This is a genomic window from Pseudomonas sp. MH9.2 (assembly GCF_034353875.1).
GTDB lineage: Bacteria > Pseudomonadota > Gammaproteobacteria > Pseudomonadales > Pseudomonadaceae > Aquipseudomonas.
In genome coordinates this window covers 1609966-1628097 of the sequence record NZ_CP133784.1, presented here as the reverse complement: position 1 = coordinate 1628097, position 18132 = coordinate 1609966, and the positions used below count along the sequence as shown (strand labels likewise).

The 18132-nt window shown below is 58.2% G+C and carries 13 protein-coding genes; 10 read left to right on the top strand and 3 right to left on the bottom strand.

The features are described from left to right. Positions 1–2: 2 nt before the first annotated feature. A complete protein-coding gene (locus tag RHM55_RS07575; RefSeq protein WP_322180754.1) occupies positions 3–992 on the bottom strand; it encodes a DUF1853 family protein in 990 nt (329 codons plus the stop codon). Between the two features lie 144 nt (positions 993–1136). On the opposite strand from RHM55_RS07575, the gene RHM55_RS07570 reads away from it, so the two are divergent. The 10 genes from RHM55_RS07570 (at position 1137) to RHM55_RS07525 (ending at position 15296) form a co-directional block, all read left to right on the top strand. Continuing rightward, positions 1137–2027 carry an NAD(+) kinase gene (locus RHM55_RS07570; protein ID WP_219061589.1) on the top strand — a complete coding sequence of 297 codons (891 nt, stop codon included), beginning with the start codon at positions 1137–1139 and terminating at the stop codon, positions 2025–2027. Continuing rightward, the gene (locus RHM55_RS07565) at positions 2027–2998 is read left to right on the top strand and encodes a metallophosphoesterase (protein WP_219061588.1); all 972 of its coding nucleotides are present in this window, start codon (positions 2027–2029) and stop codon (positions 2996–2998) included. The genes RHM55_RS07570 and RHM55_RS07565 overlap by 1 nt, the downstream gene beginning before the upstream one ends. Beyond that, positions 2995–3864, top strand: a complete 870-nt coding sequence (locus RHM55_RS07560) for a rhomboid family intramembrane serine protease (protein ID WP_322180752.1) — start codon at positions 2995–2997, stop codon at positions 3862–3864. Before RHM55_RS07565 ends, RHM55_RS07560 begins: the two co-directional genes overlap by 4 nt. Before the next feature lie 27 nt (positions 3865–3891). Next, complete coding sequence (locus RHM55_RS07555) at positions 3892–4152, top strand: YeaC family protein (RefSeq protein WP_219061586.1); 261 nt, start codon at positions 3892–3894, stop codon at positions 4150–4152. Further along, a complete protein-coding gene (locus RHM55_RS07550; protein ID WP_322180749.1) occupies positions 4149–4979 on the top strand; it encodes a DUF2797 domain-containing protein in 831 nt (276 codons plus the stop codon). The genes RHM55_RS07555 and RHM55_RS07550 overlap by 4 nt, the downstream gene beginning before the upstream one ends. A gap of 10 nt (positions 4980–4989) precedes the next feature. Further along, the gene (gene pepN, locus RHM55_RS07545) at positions 4990–7647 is read left to right on the top strand and encodes an aminopeptidase N (RefSeq protein ID WP_322180747.1); all 2658 of its coding nucleotides are present in this window, start codon (positions 4990–4992) and stop codon (positions 7645–7647) included. 416 nt (positions 7648–8063) lie between these two features. After that, positions 8064–10073 (top strand): DUF1302 domain-containing protein, encoded by a 2010-nt coding sequence (locus RHM55_RS07540; RefSeq protein ID WP_322180744.1) that lies wholly within the window; start codon positions 8064–8066, stop codon positions 10071–10073. A gap of 32 nt (positions 10074–10105) precedes the next feature. Next, a complete protein-coding gene (locus RHM55_RS07535) occupies positions 10106–11464 on the top strand; it encodes a DUF1329 domain-containing protein (protein WP_322182783.1) in 1359 nt (452 codons plus the stop codon). Positions 11465–11783: 319 nt separating this feature from the next. After that, the gene (locus RHM55_RS07530; RefSeq protein WP_322180742.1) at positions 11784–12881 is read left to right on the top strand and encodes a WD40/YVTN/BNR-like repeat-containing protein; all 1098 of its coding nucleotides are present in this window, start codon (positions 11784–11786) and stop codon (positions 12879–12881) included. A gap of 27 nt (positions 12882–12908) precedes the next feature. Then, complete coding sequence (locus RHM55_RS07525) at positions 12909–15296, top strand: RND family transporter (RefSeq protein WP_322180740.1); 2388 nt, start codon at positions 12909–12911, stop codon at positions 15294–15296. A gap of 71 nt (positions 15297–15367) precedes the next feature. Here RHM55_RS07525 and RHM55_RS07520 read toward each other — a convergent pair whose 3' ends face one another. Then, complete coding sequence (locus RHM55_RS07520) at positions 15368–16090, bottom strand: FadR/GntR family transcriptional regulator (protein ID WP_322180738.1); 723 nt, start codon at positions 16088–16090, stop codon at positions 15368–15370. A gap of 106 nt (positions 16091–16196) precedes the next feature. Next, positions 16197–17939, bottom strand: coding sequence for an IlvD/Edd family dehydratase (locus RHM55_RS07515; RefSeq protein WP_322180736.1), 1743 nt, complete (start codon positions 17937–17939; stop codon positions 16197–16199). Between the last annotated feature and the right edge of the window lie 193 nt (positions 17940–18132).

Sequence of the window (18132 nt, the reverse complement as noted above, 5' to 3'; positions counted from 1 at the left end):
GCTCAAGCCGGCGGCATTGGTACGGCGACTGAGGCGACGGCGTTGGTGGTATTCCCTAGATAGGGCCACTGATCCGAGACCAGGAACAGGCGCTCGGCCTCTTCCCAATCGCCGCCACCGTTTTCGGTCAAGCGCACCAAGAGCTGTGCTGGCGCCAGCGGGTCCAGTTGCAGCAGCCACTCCTGTAACTGATCGGCCTGCCAGGTCTGCGCTTCACTGTAATGGGCGGGAGCCAGCCAGGCATGGCGCGGCAGGGGTTGCCAACGACCTGCGGGGCTTTGCGCGATGAAATCTGCCCAGTCATGCTGATGCAGCCAGCGTCCATTCAGGTGCTGACGGTGCGCGCCCGCCGGTGATTGTGCTTTCCCGGGCCATGGATAAAGCAGGTAACCCCCCAGCCACAGTTCAGCGCTGAACTGGCGAATGTCCAGCGCATCAAGGGCTTCACGGGCCTCGGGTCGTGCCGAGATTGGCAGTTGATGCTGGCTCAGGTGCGCGAGCTTGCGGTCCAGTCGGTCATGACAACCGGGCCCCAACCATTGCGCGGGGTCCTTGCCATCGCCCCGTTGCGGCCCCAGATAGAGTTTGATCGCCAACTCCACGTGGTGCACGCCGTCCCGGTCACGCAGAAGCATGTCCAGCTCCCCCAGCGTGTGACCGGCCAGGCGAATAGGTAAATTGGCGGCGATCATTTCAACGCCGGGTGCCTGCTGCACGGCAAATTGCCACAGCCGCTCGTAATACAGACCCAGGCGTCGGGTCGCGCCCAGTGCCAGCCAGTGATTCAGGGCGCTGCTGTCCTGATCCAGACGCAGTAACCAGTCGGCCAGGGTGTGCGGCGCTTGCACCCAATCACTGCCCGTCAGGGGGTGACGCTGGGGCCAGGGCGTTTCGGCAAGCATCGGCGGTGCGAGGATGACCCACGCCAGGTCGCGCACTTCGGGGTGGCGCAACTGGCGGGGCAGGTCGAGTAGGCTCGGGAATAAAGTCATTCAGCGAGAATAGCCTGTGTTGAAGGGGTTGGGTCATTCGCGAGGATGTCCGGGCAGGCAAATAATCCGCACCGGTTTGCCGCTGGGCAGGCCTTTCACCCATAATCGCTTTCTTTGAGTCGTATCGAATCCCGCAGGAGCCCCATGGAGCAATTTCGCAATATCGGCATCATTGGTCGCCTCGGCAGTTCGCAGGTGCTTGATACCGTTCGCCGACTGAAGGCGTTTCTGCTCGAGCGGCACATGCACGTGATCCTCGAAGACACCATCGCCGAAGTCTTGCCGGGGCATGGTCTGCAGACGTCGACGCGTAAAATGCTGGGCGAAGTCTGCGACATGGTCATCGTCGTCGGCGGTGATGGCAGCCTTTTGGGTGCTGCCCGGGCCTTGGCGCGTCATAACGTGCCGGTGCTGGGGATCAACCGGGGCAGCCTGGGGTTCCTCACCGATATCCGTCCCGATGAGCTGGAAGTGAAAGTCGCCGAAGTGCTCGACGGCCACTATCTGGTGGAGAACCGCTTCCTGCTTCAGGCCGAAGTACGGCGCCATGGCGACGCCATTGGTCAGGGTGATGCGCTCAACGATGTGGTACTGCACCCCGGTAAATCGACGCGGATGATCGAGTTCGAGCTGTATATCGACGGCCAGTTCGTCTGCAGCCAGAAGGCCGACGGCCTGATCGTCGCCACGCCGACCGGTTCGACTGCCTACGCGCTGTCGGCGGGCGGGCCGATCATGCACCCCAAACTCGACGCGATCGTCATCGTGCCAATGTACCCGCACACCCTGTCAGGCCGGCCGATCGTGGTCGATGGCAACAGCGAATTGAAGATCGTCGTGTCCAAAGACATGCAGATCTACCCGCAAGTCTCGTGTGACGGGCAGAACCATTTCACCTGCGCGCCCGGTGATACGATCAACATCAGCAAGAAGCCGCAAAAGCTGCGGTTGATTCATCCGCTTGATCACAATTATTACGAAGTCTGCCGCACCAAGCTTGGCTGGGGCAGCCGGCTCGGTGGTGGAGGCGATTGATGCTCGATCCCGCGCGTAGCTATGATCTGATCGGTGACGTGCATGGTTGTGCCCATACCCTTGAGCACTTGCTCGACACCCTCGGTTACCGTTTTCAGGCGGGCGTCTGGCGCCACCCTGAACGTATCGCGCTGTTTCTTGGCGACATCATCGACCGTGGCCCGCGAATCCGCGAAGCGCTGCACATCGTTCATGACATGGTCGAAGCGGGCCAGGCCCACTGCATCATGGGCAACCATGAATTCAATGCGCTGGGCTGGAGCACGCCAGCTTTGCCGGGCAGCCACAAGCAATTCGTGCGCGAACATACGCCGCGTCACGCGCGGCTGCTTGAGGAAACCCTGAGCCAGTTCGACCAGCATCCTCAGGACTGGCATGACTTCCTCGCGTGGTTCTACACGATGCCGCTGTTTATCGATGCCGGGCGGTTTCGCATGGTTCACGCCTGTTGGGACGCGGGTTTGATCGAGCCGCTACGGGCGCAGTACAGCGACGGTTGTATAGATGAGCACTTTGTTCAGGCGTCCGCCGAGCCCGGCAGTTTCGCCAGCAACGTCTTCGACCGTCTGCTGCGGGGGACAGACATGCGCCTGCCGCATGGCCTGACCCTGACCGGCGGCGATGGCCTGACCCGTGCGTTTTTCCGCACCAAGTTTTGGGAAGACGACCCGCAAACGTACGGCGACGTCGTGTTTCAGCCGGACGCCTTGCCTGATCTGGTCGCGAAGACACCGTTGTCGCCACTCGAAAAAAATGCCTTGTTACGCTACGGCATCGACGAACCCTTGCTGTTCGTTGGCCATTATTGGCGCAGTGGCAACCCCGCCCCAATCCGGCCGAACCTGGCCTGTCTGGATTACAGCGCCGTGCTTTACGGCAAGCTGGTCGCCTATCGGCTGGACCAGGAAACCTGCATCGACCCACGCAAATTCGTCTGGGTTGATGTTGAACGTCCAGAGGCTGTGCAATGAGTCCTGTTGCAGTACTACGCTTGCCGTTGACCACTGACTTGAGCGGCTTCGTCGGCTTGTTGCGACGCCTGCGCGTGCCCCATCGGGTCAGTGAAGAGGCGGGTGAGCAAGTTTTGTGGGTGCCAAATGCGCAATTGGCAGATGACATCCGAGTGCTGTATCAACGCTTCCCCGAAGGCGATCCCGCCTATGAATTGCCCGCTGTCGAGCTGGGGGCGACCTACGCCCGGCCGGGCTTTGTCCAACAATTGCGCAACAGCCCGGTTACGACACTGGTATTGCTGCTGTGCCTGGTGGTTGGCGCCGTCACCCTGCTCGGTGACCGGTTTGACACCCTGAGCTGGCTGACTTTTCTCGACTTCCGCGTGCGGGGTGACTACATCACCTTCATGCCACTGGCCGACAGTCTGGCAGCGGGGCAGTGGTGGCGGCTGGTCACACCGATGCTGGTGCATTTCGGTATTCTCCATCTGTCGATGAACGGCATGTGGTACTGGGAACTGGGGCGGCGGATCGAGTCGCGCGAGGGCAGTTGGCACTTGCTCGGGCTGACCTTGCTGTTCAGCCTGGTGTCCAACTACACCCAATATCTGGTCAGTGGGCCGACCCTGTTTGGCGGGCTTTCGGGAGTACTCTACGGCCTGCTCGGCCATTGCTGGATCTTCCAGTGGCTGGCGCCGAACCCTGTTTATCGTCTGCCTCGCGGCGTACTGATCATGATGCTGGTCTGGCTGCTGCTGTGCCTGTCGGGTCTGATCAGCATGCTGGGCTTCGGCGCCATCGCCAACGGCGCTCATGTCGGCGGCCTGATCATCGGTTGTGTTACGGGTCTTGTAGGCGGAGCTTTAGCTCGCCGGGCTGGTTAAAATTGTGTCCTTACTGTGGAGAGTGATATGTCCTCTTTTGTTGAAATGATCGAAAACATTACCCCGGACATTTACCAAAGCCTGAAATTGGCAGTGGAAATCGGCAAGTGGTCCGACGGTCGCAAGCTGTCCCAGGAACAGCGTGAGTTGTCCTTGCAAGCGTTGATCGCCTGGGAAGTCCAGAACTTGCCCGAGGAACAACGCACCGGCTATATGGGACCGCAGGAATGCAGTTCAAAATCGATAACAGTGCCTAACATCCTGTTCAAGTCGGATGCTATCCATTGATCGAGATTGGCCGCGGTGCAATCAGCAAAATGTCGGCGCGTCTCGACGCGCCGTGGGTGCAGTACGGTTTTCGTCTGGGCGACACGGACATACCGGTCAATCCCATGATCGGCAAGACGGTGCGCCTGGAATACCTGGGCGCGATCAATTGCACCCATTGCGGGCGCAAGACCAAGACCAGCTTCAGCCAAGGGTATTGCTACCCGTGCATGACCAAACTGGCGCAATGCGATATTTGCATCATGAGCCCGGAAAAATGCCACTACGAACAGGGAACCTGCCGTGATCCGGCGTGGGGCGAGCAGTTCTGCATGACCGATCATGTGGTTTATCTGGCCAACTCTTCCGGGGTCAAGGTCGGCATCACCCGCGCCACGCAATTGCCCACCCGCTGGCTTGATCAGGGGGCCAGTCAGGCGGTGCCGATTGTGCGCGTCGCGACGCGGCAGCAGTCCGGTTTTGTCGAAGACCTGTTGCGCAGTCAGGTGGCCGACCGTACCAACTGGCGTGCCTTGCTCAAGGGCGATGCACCGCCGGTGGACCTTAAAGCCGTTCGCCAGCAACTGTTCGACACCTGTGGCGAAGGCTTGCTCGGCTTGCAAGAACGATTCGGCCTGCAGGCCGTCCAACTCTTGCATGACGTCGAGCCAATTGAAATTCGTTACCCGGTCGAGGCTTATCCGACCAAGATCGTCAGCTTCAATCTGGACAAGAACCCGATCGCTGAAGGCACGCTGATGGGGATCAAGGGGCAGTACCTGATCTTCGATACCGGCGTGATCAATATTCGTAAGTACACGGCTTATCAGCTCGCCGTGCATCAGTAAGGACTCCAGCATGCGCACAGAACAACCGAAAATGATCTATCTGAAAGACTATCAGGCGCCTGAGTACCTCATTGACGAGACGCACCTGACCTTCGAACTGTTCGAGGACCACACTCTGGTCCATGCGCAACTGGTGATGCGTCGTAACCCGGCGCGCGGTGCCGGTCTGCCGCAGCTGGTGCTGGATGGGCAGTTGCTCGAACTGCTGTCGCTCAAGCTCGACGACACTGAACTGGGTGTCGGCGACTACCAACAGACTCCCGACCAGCTGACCGTGCAACCCAAGGCTGCGCAATTCACCCTCGACACCTCGGTACGGATTCACCCGGAAACCAATACCGCGCTGGAAGGCTTGTACAAGTCCAGCGGGATGTTCTGCACCCAGTGCGAGGCCGAAGGCTTCCGCAAGATCACCTATTACCTCGACCGACCTGACGTGATGAGCAAGTTCACCACCACCGTCAGCGCCGAGCAGCACAGCTATCCGGTACTGCTGTCCAACGGCAACCCGATTGCCAGTGGCCCGGGAGAGGACGGTCGGCATTGGGCGACCTGGGAAGATCCGTTCATGAAGCCGGCGTACCTGTTCGCGCTGGTGGCCGGCGATCTGTGGTGCATCGAAGACGTGTTCACCACCATGAACCAGCGCGACGTGACACTGCGCATTTATGTCGAGCCTGAAAACGTCGACAAGTGCGAGCACGCCATGAACAGCCTGAAGAAGTCCATGCGCTGGGACGAAGAGACCTACGGTCGCGAATACGACCTGGACATCTTCATGATCGTGGCGGTCAACGACTTCAACATGGGCGCCATGGAGAACAAGGGCCTCAACATCTTCAACTCCAGCTGTGTGCTGGCTCGCGCCGAAACCGCCACCGATGCCGCGCACCAGCGGGTCGAAGCGGTGGTCGCCCACGAATATTTCCACAACTGGTCGGGCAACCGCGTGACTTGCCGCGACTGGTTCCAGCTGTCGTTGAAGGAAGGCTTCACGGTCTTCCGTGACGCTGAGTTCTCGGCCGACATGAACTCGCGCACGGTCAAGCGCATCGAAGACGTCGCTTACCTGCGTACCCACCAGTTCGCCGAAGATGCCGGCCCGATGGCCCACGCCGTGCGCCCGGCCAGCTTCATCGAGATTTCCAACTTCTATACCCTGACCGTGTACGAGAAGGGCTCGGAAGTGGTGCGCATGTTGCGCACCTTGCTCGGTACCGAGGGCTTCCGTAAAGGCAGCGACCTGTACTTTGAACGCCATGACGGTCAAGCCGTGACCTGTGATGACTTCATCAAAGCCATGGAAGACGCCAATAGCGTCGAGCTGACCCAGTTCAAACGCTGGTACAGCCAGGCGGGCACCCCACGTCTGGCGGTGAGCGAGGCGTATGACAGCGCGGCGAAAACCTACAGCCTGACTTTCCGTCAAAGCTACCCGGCGACCCCGGACAAACAGGAAAAACAACCCTTCGTGATCCCGGTGGCGCTCGGCTTGCTGGATGCGCAGGGCGGCGAAATAGCCTTGCGTCTGTCCGGCGAAGCAACGGCGTCGGGCACCTCGCGGGTGATTTCGGTGAACGAAGCCGAGCAGACCTTCACCTTCGTCGACATCGCTGAAAAGCCGCTGCCGTCGTTGCTGCGTGGTTTCTCGGCACCGGTGAAACTGAGCTTCCCGTACAACCGTGACCAACTGATGTTCCTGATGCAGCATGACAGCGACGGCTTCAATCGCTGGGAAGCAGGCCAGCAACTGTCGGTACAGGTGCTGCAGGAATTGATCGGCCAACACCAGAAGGGTGAGGCCCTGGTGCTCGATCAGCGTCTGGTCACTGCGTTGAATAGCGTGCTGGCTGACGATCAGCTTGATCAGGCCATGGTTGCCGAGATGCTGTCGTTGCCGGGCGAGGCCTATCTGACAGAAATCAGCGAAGTCGCCGACGTGGACGCGATCCATGCCGCCCGCGAGTTTGCCCGCAAGCAATTGGCCGACAGCCTGTTCGAGGGCTTATGGCAGCGTTACCAGGCCAACCGCGAGCTGTCGAAAAAGACCGCTTATGTCGCCGAGGCCGAGCATTTTGCCCGTCGTGGCCTGCAAAACATCGCCCTGTCGTACCTGATGCTCAGTGGCAAACCGCAGGTGCTTGCGGCCTGCCTTGAGCAGTTCGATACGTGCGACAACATGACCGAGCGCTTGACTGCGCTCGCGGTGTTGGTGAACTCGCCATTCGCCGAAGAGAAAGCCAAGGCCCTGGCCACGTTTGCCGACAACTTCAAGGACAATCCGCTGGTCATGGACCAATGGTTCAGCGTCCAGGCTGCAAGCACCTTGCCCGGTGGCCTGCAACGGGTTAAAGCGTTGATGGCGCACCCGGCCTTCACGATGAAAAATCCGAACAAGGTTCGTGCGTTGGTCGGCGCATTCGCCGGTCAGAACCTGATCAACTTCCATGCGGCGGATGGCTCGGGCTATCGCTTCCTGGCGGACCTGGTGATTGAGCTGAACGCCTTCAATCCACAGATCGCCTCGCGCCAATTGGCACCGCTGACACGCTGGCGCAAATACGACAGCGCCCGTCAGGCCCTGATGAAGGCCGAACTGGAGCGCATTCGTGCTTCGGGCGATCTGTCGAGCGACGTGTATGAGGTGGTGAGCAAAAGTCTGGCTTAATTCATCGCCTTCGCCAGCAACAGGCACAATGGATAGTCCCCTCTGAAAAGTGTTACCCGCAAACAATGGGGTAACATTTTTTTGCGTAAAGAAAGTATCGACGGCCTGTCTTGGACGGATAACTCACATGCAGTTACTAACTTTTCGGTGTGTGTCGGATTGTATTCGCTCCTGAAATACTGCTTGGGATATTCTCCGTGCGTTGAACGGCGTATGTTATTGCCTTAATGATTGGTTTTTTGTTCTGTAACACTTATCCTCTCCTTTGTTATTACATTTGGCATCCGGATTGCGGGTTTTTAACTTGAGAACGGCTTGCGTGCGTTTAACTTGTGAAATTTCCTACAAGCTAAAGGGATGTTTCTTATAAAAATAATTAATGCATGTAAATAAGTAACTTCAGGGAGTAAGTCATTATGGAGAAGGGACCTGTCAGGGCGCGGTTGCGTTTCGCACCAAGGGTTGCGGGCTTTACCTTGGCCGGGCTTTTGCCCTTGCTGGGCGGCGTGGAGGTCGAGGCTGTCGAGTTCAGTTTCGCCGATGATGAAATCAAAGGCTCGTTCGATACCACATTGTCTTATGGGCAGCTGTGGCGAGTGCAAGGCCGGGACAAGACTAATGATGATGTCAATATCAATGACGGTAATCGTAACTTTGATACCGGATTGGTCTCGGAGGTTTATAAAGTTACGAGTGACTTGGAAGTTTCCTACAAGAACTATGGAGCTTTCGTACGTGGCTCGGCGTTCTATGACACACAGATTATGGATAAGCGCACCGATTACTCGGGTAACAATAATCCGTCGCAACCCAGTCAGAACTTTCCGCATAACGACAGCTTCACTTATGCCACTCGTCACAGTGCCGGGCGCGATGCACAAATTCTCGATGCCTATGTCTACGGTAATTGGGAGGTCGGTGATTTGCCGCTGACGGCGCGTCTGGGCCGACAAGTATTCAACTGGGGCGAGGGGCTTTTCTATCGAGGTGGAGTCAACACCACCAACCCGATCAATGCTGCGCAATTCCGGTTGCCTGGCTCTGAACTCAAGGAGGTACTGGTGCCCATCGAGGCGCTGAATTTCAACGTGGGGTTGAGCGACAACCTGTCGATGGAAACCTTCTACCAATTCAGCTGGAAGGAAACCCAGGTTGATCCGGTGGGCACCTATTTTTCGGAAACCGATCTGTTTGCCGATGGTGGCAATACGGCCTATGCGGTGATGCCGCAGCTGAGCACACTCAACGGTTTGTATCAGGGCCTCAGTGCGGCGGGTGCCGGGGGCCTGCAAGGCGGAGGTGGTGCTGACGCCGTCGGCAATTTCAAGGTGGCCTCGATCGGGCCTGATATCAACGCGAGAAACGACGGGCAATACGGCGTGGCTTTCCGCTATCTGGCCGAACAGCTCAACGCCACCGAATTCGGCTTTTACTTCGTCAATTATCACGCCAAAGAACCGACCATTTACGCTGACCTGGGCAGCTACAGTGGGTTGAATCTGGCCGAGCTGACCGCCGCGACCACGCCTGCGATTCAACAGGCGGTGGCCGCTCAGGCCGGTATCAGCGTGGCGCAATTGCAGGCGGCACTGGCTGCCGCCCCCAATTCGCCACTGGCCCAAGCCTATCGCAGCACCCTGACCTCGGCGGTGGGGGGAATGGCCACCATGGACGTCGCCAATCAGGTCCAGGGGCGTCGCGAATACGCTGAAGACATCCGCATGTTTGGTGTCAGCTTCAATACGACTCTGGGTGACGCCTCGTTGTTCGGGGAACTGGCTTATCGGCCGAACATGCCGATTGGTATCGCCACCACCAGCGATTTGCTCGGCGATTTACTGATGCAGGCCCCACAAATGGCCTCGGGTGCTCTGGTCAATATCGGCGGTAATGACGTCGGGCTGGGGGACAGGATCCATAACGCCGAACGCGTCGAAATGTTCAACACCTCATTGGGCACGATCTACAACTTCGGCCCACGGATGAGTTTTGATTCGCTGACCGGCGTCGCCGAGCTGTCTTCCGAACACTTGCGCGGTAGCAGCTTGAAATATACCGCTTGGGATGGCAGCACTCGTTATTACTCCAGCCGTGGCAACGTTCCGTACATCAATGGCCATGGCCGGGACGACCAGGTCAACAAAAATGCTTTTGGCTACACGCTGATGTTCCAGGGCACCTGGAACGATGCGTATGCGGGGGTCAACCTGTCGCCCTTCGTTATCTACAAGGATGACTTCGAGGGCAACTCTCACCAGACCGGCAACTTCATTGAGGGACGCAAGGCTTACACCCTCGGCGTCAGGGCCAACTACCAGAACCGTCTGGAAGCCGAGCTGCAATACACCGAGTTTTACGGGGCAGGGCAGAACAGTGCCATTCGCGACCGGGACAACATCGGGTTGAACGTCAAATATTCGTTTTGAAATCAAGGAGAGTGCAGATGCTCATGAAACAGATGCTCAAGACGCATCGGTCAATGGCAGTCGCCTTTGTCCTGACGCTGACGGCCAACACTGTCCAGGCCGCGGACGCTGCTGCGTGGGATAAAAGCCTGACCCCACTGGGCGCTGAAAAGGCTGGCAACGCGGCGGGCACCATTCCGGCCTGGAGTGGTGGTCTCACCCAAGCGCCTGCGGGTTACAAAGGCCCCGGCAAACCGCATGTCGATCCCTTTGGCACAGACACGCCGTTGTTCACCATCACCAAGGCCAATCTAGACCAATACAAAGTAAGTCTGACGCCGGGTCAGATCGCGATGTTCGAAACGTACCCGAACAGCTACCAGATGCCGGTTTACACCACTCGCCGCACCGGAGCGGCACCGCAATGGGTCTATGACAACACCCGCAAGAACGCCGGCAGCGCCAAATTGATCGGTGGCGGCAACGGCTTTGTCGATGCATACGGAGGTATTCCGTTCCCGATGCCGCAAAGCGGGGTTGAAGTGCTGTGGAACCACATTGCCCGCTACCGCGGTACCTATGTGGTGCGTCGTGCGTCGGAAGTGGCTGTACAGCGTAATGGCAGTTTCAGTCCGATCACGTCGCAGCAGGAGGCCAAGTTCAAGTTTTATGAACCCGATGGCTCTTACGCCGGCTTGGGCAACGTGATGTTCTATTACCTGTCGTTCACCAAAAGCCCGGCGCGTCTTGCCGGTTCTGCGGTGCTGGTGCATGAAACCCTTGATCAGGTTAAGGAGCCACGTCAGGCCTGGGCGTATAACGCAGGCCAGCGCAGGGTGCGGCGCGCACCGAATCTGGCTTATGACACGCCAATCCCCGCTGCCGACGGTTTACGCACGGCTGATGACACCGACATGTTCAACGGTTCGCCGGACCGTTACGACTGGAAGCTGGTGGGCAAAAAGGAAATTTACATCCCCTACAACAACTACAAGGTGTCCAGCCCGGAGGTCAGTTACAAGCAATTGTTGCAGGCGGGCCATTTGAACCCTGCCTATACGCGTCACGAGTTGCATCGGGTGTGGGTGGTGGAGGGCACGCTCAAACCGAACGCACGGCATATCTATTCCAGACGGACCCTGTATCTGGATGAGGACAGCTGGCAAGCGGCGGTGGTCGATCAGTACGACAGCCGCGGCGAATTGTGGCGGGTATCGATGGCCTACCTGAAAAACTACTACGAACTGCCCACCACCTGGTCTGCACTGGACGTATTTCACGATCTTCAGGCCCGTCGCTATCACGTGCAGAACCTGGACAATGAGGAGCCTAATACCATCGACTTCAGCCAGATCAGCCCTGATGAAAGCGAGTTCAAACCAGCTGCCTTGCGCCGGCGCGGTACCCGGTAGGGGGCAGTGAGACTGCCCTGGCCCCTTCATCGCAGTCTCGCGTGTCACCACACAGGTGCGCGATCTGCCGGGACGGGCAGTCTTGCAATCAGGCGTGCCCTTCTTGATAGGGTATGTCCGCTCGCACCCTGGTCATCAAGCAAACGAATAAGCCATCAATCACGCATGCCCGGCTTAACAAAAGATAACGTCATGTCGATTGTCATACGTTTCTAAAGCTGGATAGGATAGGTCTGCTTCCAAAGGGTTTTTCTAGAGCGGTTGCGGCCCTCTGGAACACCTTGAGGTCGACCTAATAACAATAACGGGGGAGAGGTCTATGAGTGAGCCTGTAAATCGGCGCACCCAGTCCGATGTGGATGCGGCTATAGGTCGTCCATCGGCGTTACGTAAAGGCAAGTCCCTGGCGGCGGCACTCTCAGTGACCATCTCGCTGCTCGGCGCGCTGTCGGTATCTGGTTTTGCCGCGCCCTTGCAGGCTGCGCAAAGCACGGCTGAAGACTCTACTTTTTCCATCGAATCGCCCAAATCCTCTCACGGGTTATTGCTCGACGTGACCCATGCCGGTGCGCGGCTGATCGTTGTGGGCGACCGGGGCCACATTCTGTATTCCGATGATCAGGGCAAGACCTGGACTCAGGCCAAAGTGCCGAGCCGGCAGTTGCTGACGGCGGTCTATTTTGTCGACGACACGCATGGTTGGGCAGTCGGGCACGATGCACAGATTCTTGCCAGTGCCGATGCAGGCGCGACTTGGACCAAGCAATTCGAAGACCTCAACCGCGAAGCACCCTTGCTGGATGTCTGGTTCAAGGACGCCCAGACAGGTTTTGCCGTGGGAGCCTATGGCGCCTTGCTGACGACCACTGATGGCGGCGCGCATTGGGCCGATGTCAGCGACCGAATCGACAACCAGGACCAGTACCACTACAACGGCATCGCCCAGGTCAAGGATTCGGGTCTGTTCATTGTTGGGGAAATGGGCAGCATGTTCCGTTCTGCCGACGAGGGACAAACCTGGGAGCGCGTACAAAGCCCTTATCAGGGTTCCCTGTTCGGTGTGATCGGCACTGCCAGATCCGACACGCTGTTGGCCTACGGCCTGCGCGGTAACCTGTTTCGGTCCACTGACTTCGGCACTACCTGGACCACCATCGAACTCAAGGGCGCACGTGGCCCGCTGGAGTTCGGCCTGTCGAATGCGGCCCTGCTGTCTGACGGCTCGCTGGTAGTGGTGGGCAATGGCGGCAGTGTGATGCGCAGCACTGACGACGGCGTTTCGTTCAAGGTGTCCAATCGTCCTGACCGCATCTCCCTGGCAGGCGTGACCGCCGACGATAAGGGCGATCTGATTCTGGTAGGACAGGGTGGCGTTCGCGTTACCTCGCCAACCGGCGCTGAGCTGGTCCAACAATAAGACCTATTAAGGCGAGGAAGTTTTCGCATGACCAATCATCAACCACTTCATCATCAAGACAAGGCGACGTTCCTTGAACGGTTGATTTTCAACAATCGCCCGGTAGTGGTCTTTATCTGCCTGCTGGTCAGTACCTTTCTGTTCTATCAGGCGACGTTGGTTCGGCCCTCGACCAGTTTCGAAAAAATGATTCCGCTCGAGCATCCCTTCATCCAGAAGATGCTTGAACACCGCAACGATCTGGCCAACCTCGGCAATACCGTACGGGTTTCCGTGGAAGCGGTGGACGGCGACATCTTCACGAAGGAGTACATGGAGACCCTGCGACTGATCAATGACGAGGTGTTCTACATCTCCGGCGTTGATCGATCCGGGTTGAAGTCGCTGTGGAGTCCTAGCGTGCGCTGGACCGAAGTGACCGAAGAAGGGTTTGCTGGTGGTGAAGTCATCCCGCAAAGCTACAACGGGTCCGAAGACAGCCTTGATCAACTGCGCAACAACGTGCTCAAGTCGGGTCAGGTCGGTCGACTGGTGGCCAACGATTTCAAATCGAGCATCGTGGATATTCCGTTGCTCGAGTCCTACCCGGACCCGAATGATCAAGGCAAGCTGCTTGCCCTCGATTACCGGCAGTTTTCCCATCAGCTCGAAGAGAAAATTCGCGACAAGTTCCAGGCGCAGAACCCTAATGTGAAGGTGCACATCGTCGGTTTCGCCAAGAAAGTCGGCGACCTGATCGATGGCCTGATCATGGTGGTCCTGTTTTTTGGTGTGGCTTTCCTGATCACCCTGGTGCTGCTCATCTGGTTCACGCGCTGTATCCGCAGCACCATCGCGGTGCTCAGCACCACGCTGATTGCGGTGGTCTGGCAATTGGGGTTGATGCACGTGGTGGGCTTCGGCCTGGACCCGTATTCGATGTTGGTGCCGTTCCTGATTTTCGCCATCGGTATTTCCCACGGCGTACAAAAAATCAACGGCATCGCCATGCAGTCCAGCGATGCCGACAACGCCTTGACCGCTGCTCGACGGACGTTCCGCCAACTGTTTTTGCCGGGGATGATCGCGATCCTTGCCGACGCAGTGGGTTTCATCACCTTGCTGATTATCGACATCGGCGTGATCCGCGAGCTGGCCATCGGCGCGTCGATTGGTGTCGCGGTCATCGTTTTCACCAACCTGATCCTGTTGCCGGTGGCGATTTCCTATGTCGGCATCAGCAAGAAAGCCGTTGAACGCAGTAAAAAGGATGCGGTGCGTGAGCATCCGTTCTGGCGCCTGCTGTCGAATTTCGCCAGCGCAAAAGTTGCGCCGGTGTCTATTGGCCTGGCGTTGCTGGCCTTCGGTGGTGGGCTCTGGTACAGCCAGAACCTGAAAATCGGTGACCTCGATCAGGGGGCGCCGGAACTGCGTCCGGACTCGCGCTACAACAAAGACAACAGTTTCATCATCAAAAACTACTCCACCAGCTCGGATGTCTTGGTGGTGATGGTCAAGACCCCGCCAGAAGGCTGCTCGGCCTATCCGACGATGTCTGCCATCAACGAACTGACCTGGAAGATGGAGAACACCCCAGGCGTGCAGTCGGCGATTTCCCTGGTGACCGTGTCCAAGCAGATGATCAAGGGCATGAACGAGGGCAACCTGAAATGGGAATCCCTGTCGCGTAACAAGGACGTGCTGAACAACTCCATCTCCCGCGCTGACGGCCTGTACAACAACGATTGCTCGCTGGCACCGCTGTTGGTGTTCCTCAACGACCACAAGGCCGAAACCCTTGATCGCGCGGTGCATGCAGTCAAGGACTTCGCCAGGGACAACGACAAGGATGGTCTGCAATTCCTTCTCGCCGCGGGTAATGCGGGGATCGAGGCGGCCACCAACGAAGTGATCAAGGCGTCGGAGTTGACGATTCTGATCCTGGTCTACCTCTGCGTGGCGACCATGTGCATGATCACCTTCCGTTCATGGGCGGCGACCTTGTGCATCGTCCTGCCGCTGGTGCTGACGTCCGTACTGGGCAACGCCTTGATGGCCTTCATGGGCATTGGGGTGAAAGTCGCGACCTTGCCGGTGGTCGCACTGGGTGTGGGCATCGGTGTGGATTACGGGATCTACGTTTACAGCCGTCTGGAAAGCTTCCTGCGTGCCGGTCTGCCTCTGCAGGAAGCGTATTACGAGACCTTGAAGTCCACCGGTAAAGCGGTGCTGTTTACCGGCTTGTGCCTCTCTATCGGGGTTTGCACCTGGATCTTCTCGGCAATCAAGTTTCAGGCTGACATGGGCCTGATGCTGACCTTCATGCTCCTGTGGAACATGTTCGGTGCCCTGTGGCTACTGCCAGCACTGGCGCGGTTCCTGATCAAACCGGAGAGCATGGCGGGCAAGGTCGGGAACTCGTTGTTCTCTCACTGAAGTCGTCCGCAATAAAAAAACCGCAGCTCAAGGGCTGCGGTTTTTTATTGCCGAGTTAGGATTGGTTTCTGTTACAACGCCACATCCTGCCCCAACACCACGTTCAGGGCGCTTCTTGCGTCATCCAGTTGTACCAGCGTGGCATGGCGTGCGCCGAGGGCGTCGCGGTTTTCGATGGCGGTCAGGATCGCTTTGTGGCGCGGCATCGCCAGCTCATGGAGGTTTGGTCGTTGGTTGGAGTGTTTCAACGCTTCGCGCAGGGCCAGCGACAGCATGTTGCACAGGTGGGCGAGCAGGTCGTTATGGGTGGCGTCGGCGATCCTGCTGTGGAAGTCCAAGTCTGGCTGCAACAGTGCTTCAGGCGTCGGCGCGGCTTCCATGCGTTGGTAGGCCTCGCCAATCGAAGCAATGTCCTGATCGGTTGCGTATTGGGCGGCGAGGGCGGCCGCAGCGGGCTCGATGATGCTGCGCACGCTGGTCAGCAGGTTGAAGAATTCATTTTGCGGGCTGCTTTGCATGACCCAATGCAGCACGTCCGGGTCGAGCAAATGCCATTCGCGACGTGGTTTGACCACTGTGCCGACCCGCGGCCGGGAATACACCAGACCTTTGGCGACCAACACCCGCGTGGCTTCACGTAGCACCGGCCGGCTAACTGCGTACTCTTCGCACAGGGTCGTTTCGGCAGGCAGTTTATCGTCGGGCTTGAAGCGGCCGGATACGATCTGCATGCCGATGTCCTGAACGATTCGGGCATGCATGCTTTTGCGGACGGAGGGCTTACGGTAGTCCATGAGGGGCGAGTCGTTCCTGAGCAATAAGTGCTGCGCATAATAGCATCGCGCAGGGGGGCATACAGGGCGACGATAGTATCGTCGCCCGGTTATTTATCCCGCAAACTCAGTGCGAATGACGTGGCACGTCGGCGCCACGACAGCCGACCAGGAAGTCGAAGTCGCAGCCTTGATCGGCTTGCATCACATGGTCGATGTACAGCTGGCGATAACCGCCCAGCAGTAATCCCTCTGGCGCTTGCCAGTCGGCCAGGCGCCCGGCCAGTTCAGCATCGGAGATGTCCAGGTGCAAACGGCCGTTGGCGCAGTCGAGTTCGATCCAGTCACCTTCATGCACCACCGCCAACGGTCCGCCCGCAGCGGCTTCCGGTGCCACATGCAAGACCACCGTGCCATAGGCGGTGCCACTCATGCGCGCGTCGGAGATGCGCACCATATCGGTCACGCCCTGAGCCAGCAGTTTCGCAGGCAAACCCATGTTGCCGACTTCGGCCATGCCTGGATAACCCTTCGGTCCACAGTTTTTCATCACCATGACGCAGCTGGCGTCGATGTCCAGTTCAGGGTCGTCGATCCGTGCCTTGTAGTGGTCGAAGTTCTCGAACACCACGGCCCGGCCACGGTGCTGCATCAATTCGGCGCTGGCGGCTGAAGGTTTGAGTACGGCCCCCAGTGGTGCAAGGTTGCCGCGCAGCACACAGATGCCGCCGTCGGCGCGAATCGGGTTGTCGATTGTACGGATCACTTCATCTTCGCCATAGATTGGCGCGGCTTTGTTGTTGTCGCGTAGGGTTTTACCGTTGACGGTCAGGGCATCCGGGTTGGGCAACAGATTGGCTTCATCGAGGCGACGCAGCACCGCAGGCAGCCCCCCCGCGTAGTAAAACTCTTCCATCAGGAAGCGCCCCGAGGGTTGCAGGTCGACGATGGTCGGTATACCGCGACCCATGCGGGTCCAGTCGTCGAGGTCCAGTTCGACGCCGATACGTCCGGCAATCGCCTTCAAGTGAATGACCGCATTGGTCGAGCCACCGATGGCGGCGTTGACCCGAATGGCGTTTTCGAAGGCTTCTTTGGTGAGGATTTTCGACAGACGCAGGTCTTCACGGACCATTTCAACCGCACGCATGCCCGACATATGCGCGAGCACGTAGCGTCGTGCATCGACTGCGGGAATCGCCGCGTTATGGGGCAGGGAAGTGCCGAGGGCTTCGGCCATGCAGGCCATGGTCGAGGCGGTGCCCATGGTGTTGCAGGTGCCTGCCGAACGGGACATGCCGCCTTCAGCTGCGAGGAAGTCGTCGAGGCTGATCTGCCCGGCCTTTACCTGTTCGCTGAGTTGCCAGACCACGGTGCCGGAGCCGATGTCCTTGCCTTTATGTTTGCCGTTGAGCATCGGGCCGCCGGTGACGACGATGGCAGGCACGTCGCAACTGGCGGCGCCCATCAGCAGTGCCGGGGTGGTTTTATCGCAGCCGGTCAGCAGCACTACGCCATCGATAGGGTTACCCCGGATCGCTTCTTCGACATCCATGCTCGTCAGGTTACGGGTGAACATGGCGGTAGGGCGCAGGTTGGATTCGCCGTTGGAAAACACTGGGAACTCCACCGGGAAGCCGCCGGCTTCGATTACCCCACGTTTGACGTGCTCGGCGATCTGCCGGAAATGTGCGTTGCACGGCGTCAGTTCCGACCAGGTATTGCAGATACCAATGATGGGCTTGCCATGGAATTGATGATCGGCGATGCCCTGGTTCTTCATCCAGCTACGGTACATAAAGCCGTTTTTGTCGGCAGTACCAAACCATTGGGCAGAACGCAGGGGTGGTTTTTTCTCGGAATCAGACATGGTTATTACTCTTATTGTAAGACTTAATGGCGTTTACCTTGGTTAAAATAAGCCTAAAAACCTATCTTTGGAAGAGTTGTGGCTTAAATAGTAATACTATATAGTCGATTTCCAGTGAGGGACGACCCTGCCAGTGCTGTAAGGTGCAGAGGCGATCCCCGAGGTTCCATAACAAAAACAATTGGAGACCACC

Coding starts and splice junctions, on each gene's coding strand:
- RHM55_RS07540 (WP_322180744.1), top strand. CDS start 8,064: ATGGAGAAGGGACCTGTCAGGGCGCGGTTGCGTTTCGCACCAAGGGTT.
- RHM55_RS07555 (WP_219061586.1), top strand. CDS start 3,892: ATGTCCTCTTTTGTTGAAATGATCGAAAACATTACCCCGGACATTTAC.
- RHM55_RS07560 (WP_322180752.1), top strand. CDS start 2,995: ATGAGTCCTGTTGCAGTACTACGCTTGCCGTTGACCACTGACTTGAGC.
- RHM55_RS07520 (WP_322180738.1), bottom strand. CDS start 16,090: ATGGACTACCGTAAGCCCTCCGTCCGCAAAAGCATGCATGCCCGAATC.
- RHM55_RS07515 (WP_322180736.1), bottom strand. CDS start 17,939: ATGTCTGATTCCGAGAAAAAACCACCCCTGCGTTCTGCCCAATGGTTT.
- RHM55_RS07570 (WP_219061589.1), top strand. CDS start 1,137: ATGGAGCAATTTCGCAATATCGGCATCATTGGTCGCCTCGGCAGTTCG.
- RHM55_RS07530 (WP_322180742.1), top strand. CDS start 11,784: ATGAGTGAGCCTGTAAATCGGCGCACCCAGTCCGATGTGGATGCGGCT.
- pepN (WP_322180747.1), top strand. CDS start 4,990: ATGCGCACAGAACAACCGAAAATGATCTATCTGAAAGACTATCAGGCG.
- RHM55_RS07565 (WP_219061588.1), top strand. CDS start 2,027: ATGCTCGATCCCGCGCGTAGCTATGATCTGATCGGTGACGTGCATGGT.
- RHM55_RS07525 (WP_322180740.1), top strand. CDS start 12,909: ATGACCAATCATCAACCACTTCATCATCAAGACAAGGCGACGTTCCTT.
- RHM55_RS07575 (WP_322180754.1), bottom strand. CDS start 992: ATGACTTTATTCCCGAGCCTACTCGACCTGCCCCGCCAGTTGCGCCAC.
- RHM55_RS07535 (WP_322182783.1), top strand. CDS start 10,106: ATGCTCAAGACGCATCGGTCAATGGCAGTCGCCTTTGTCCTGACGCTG.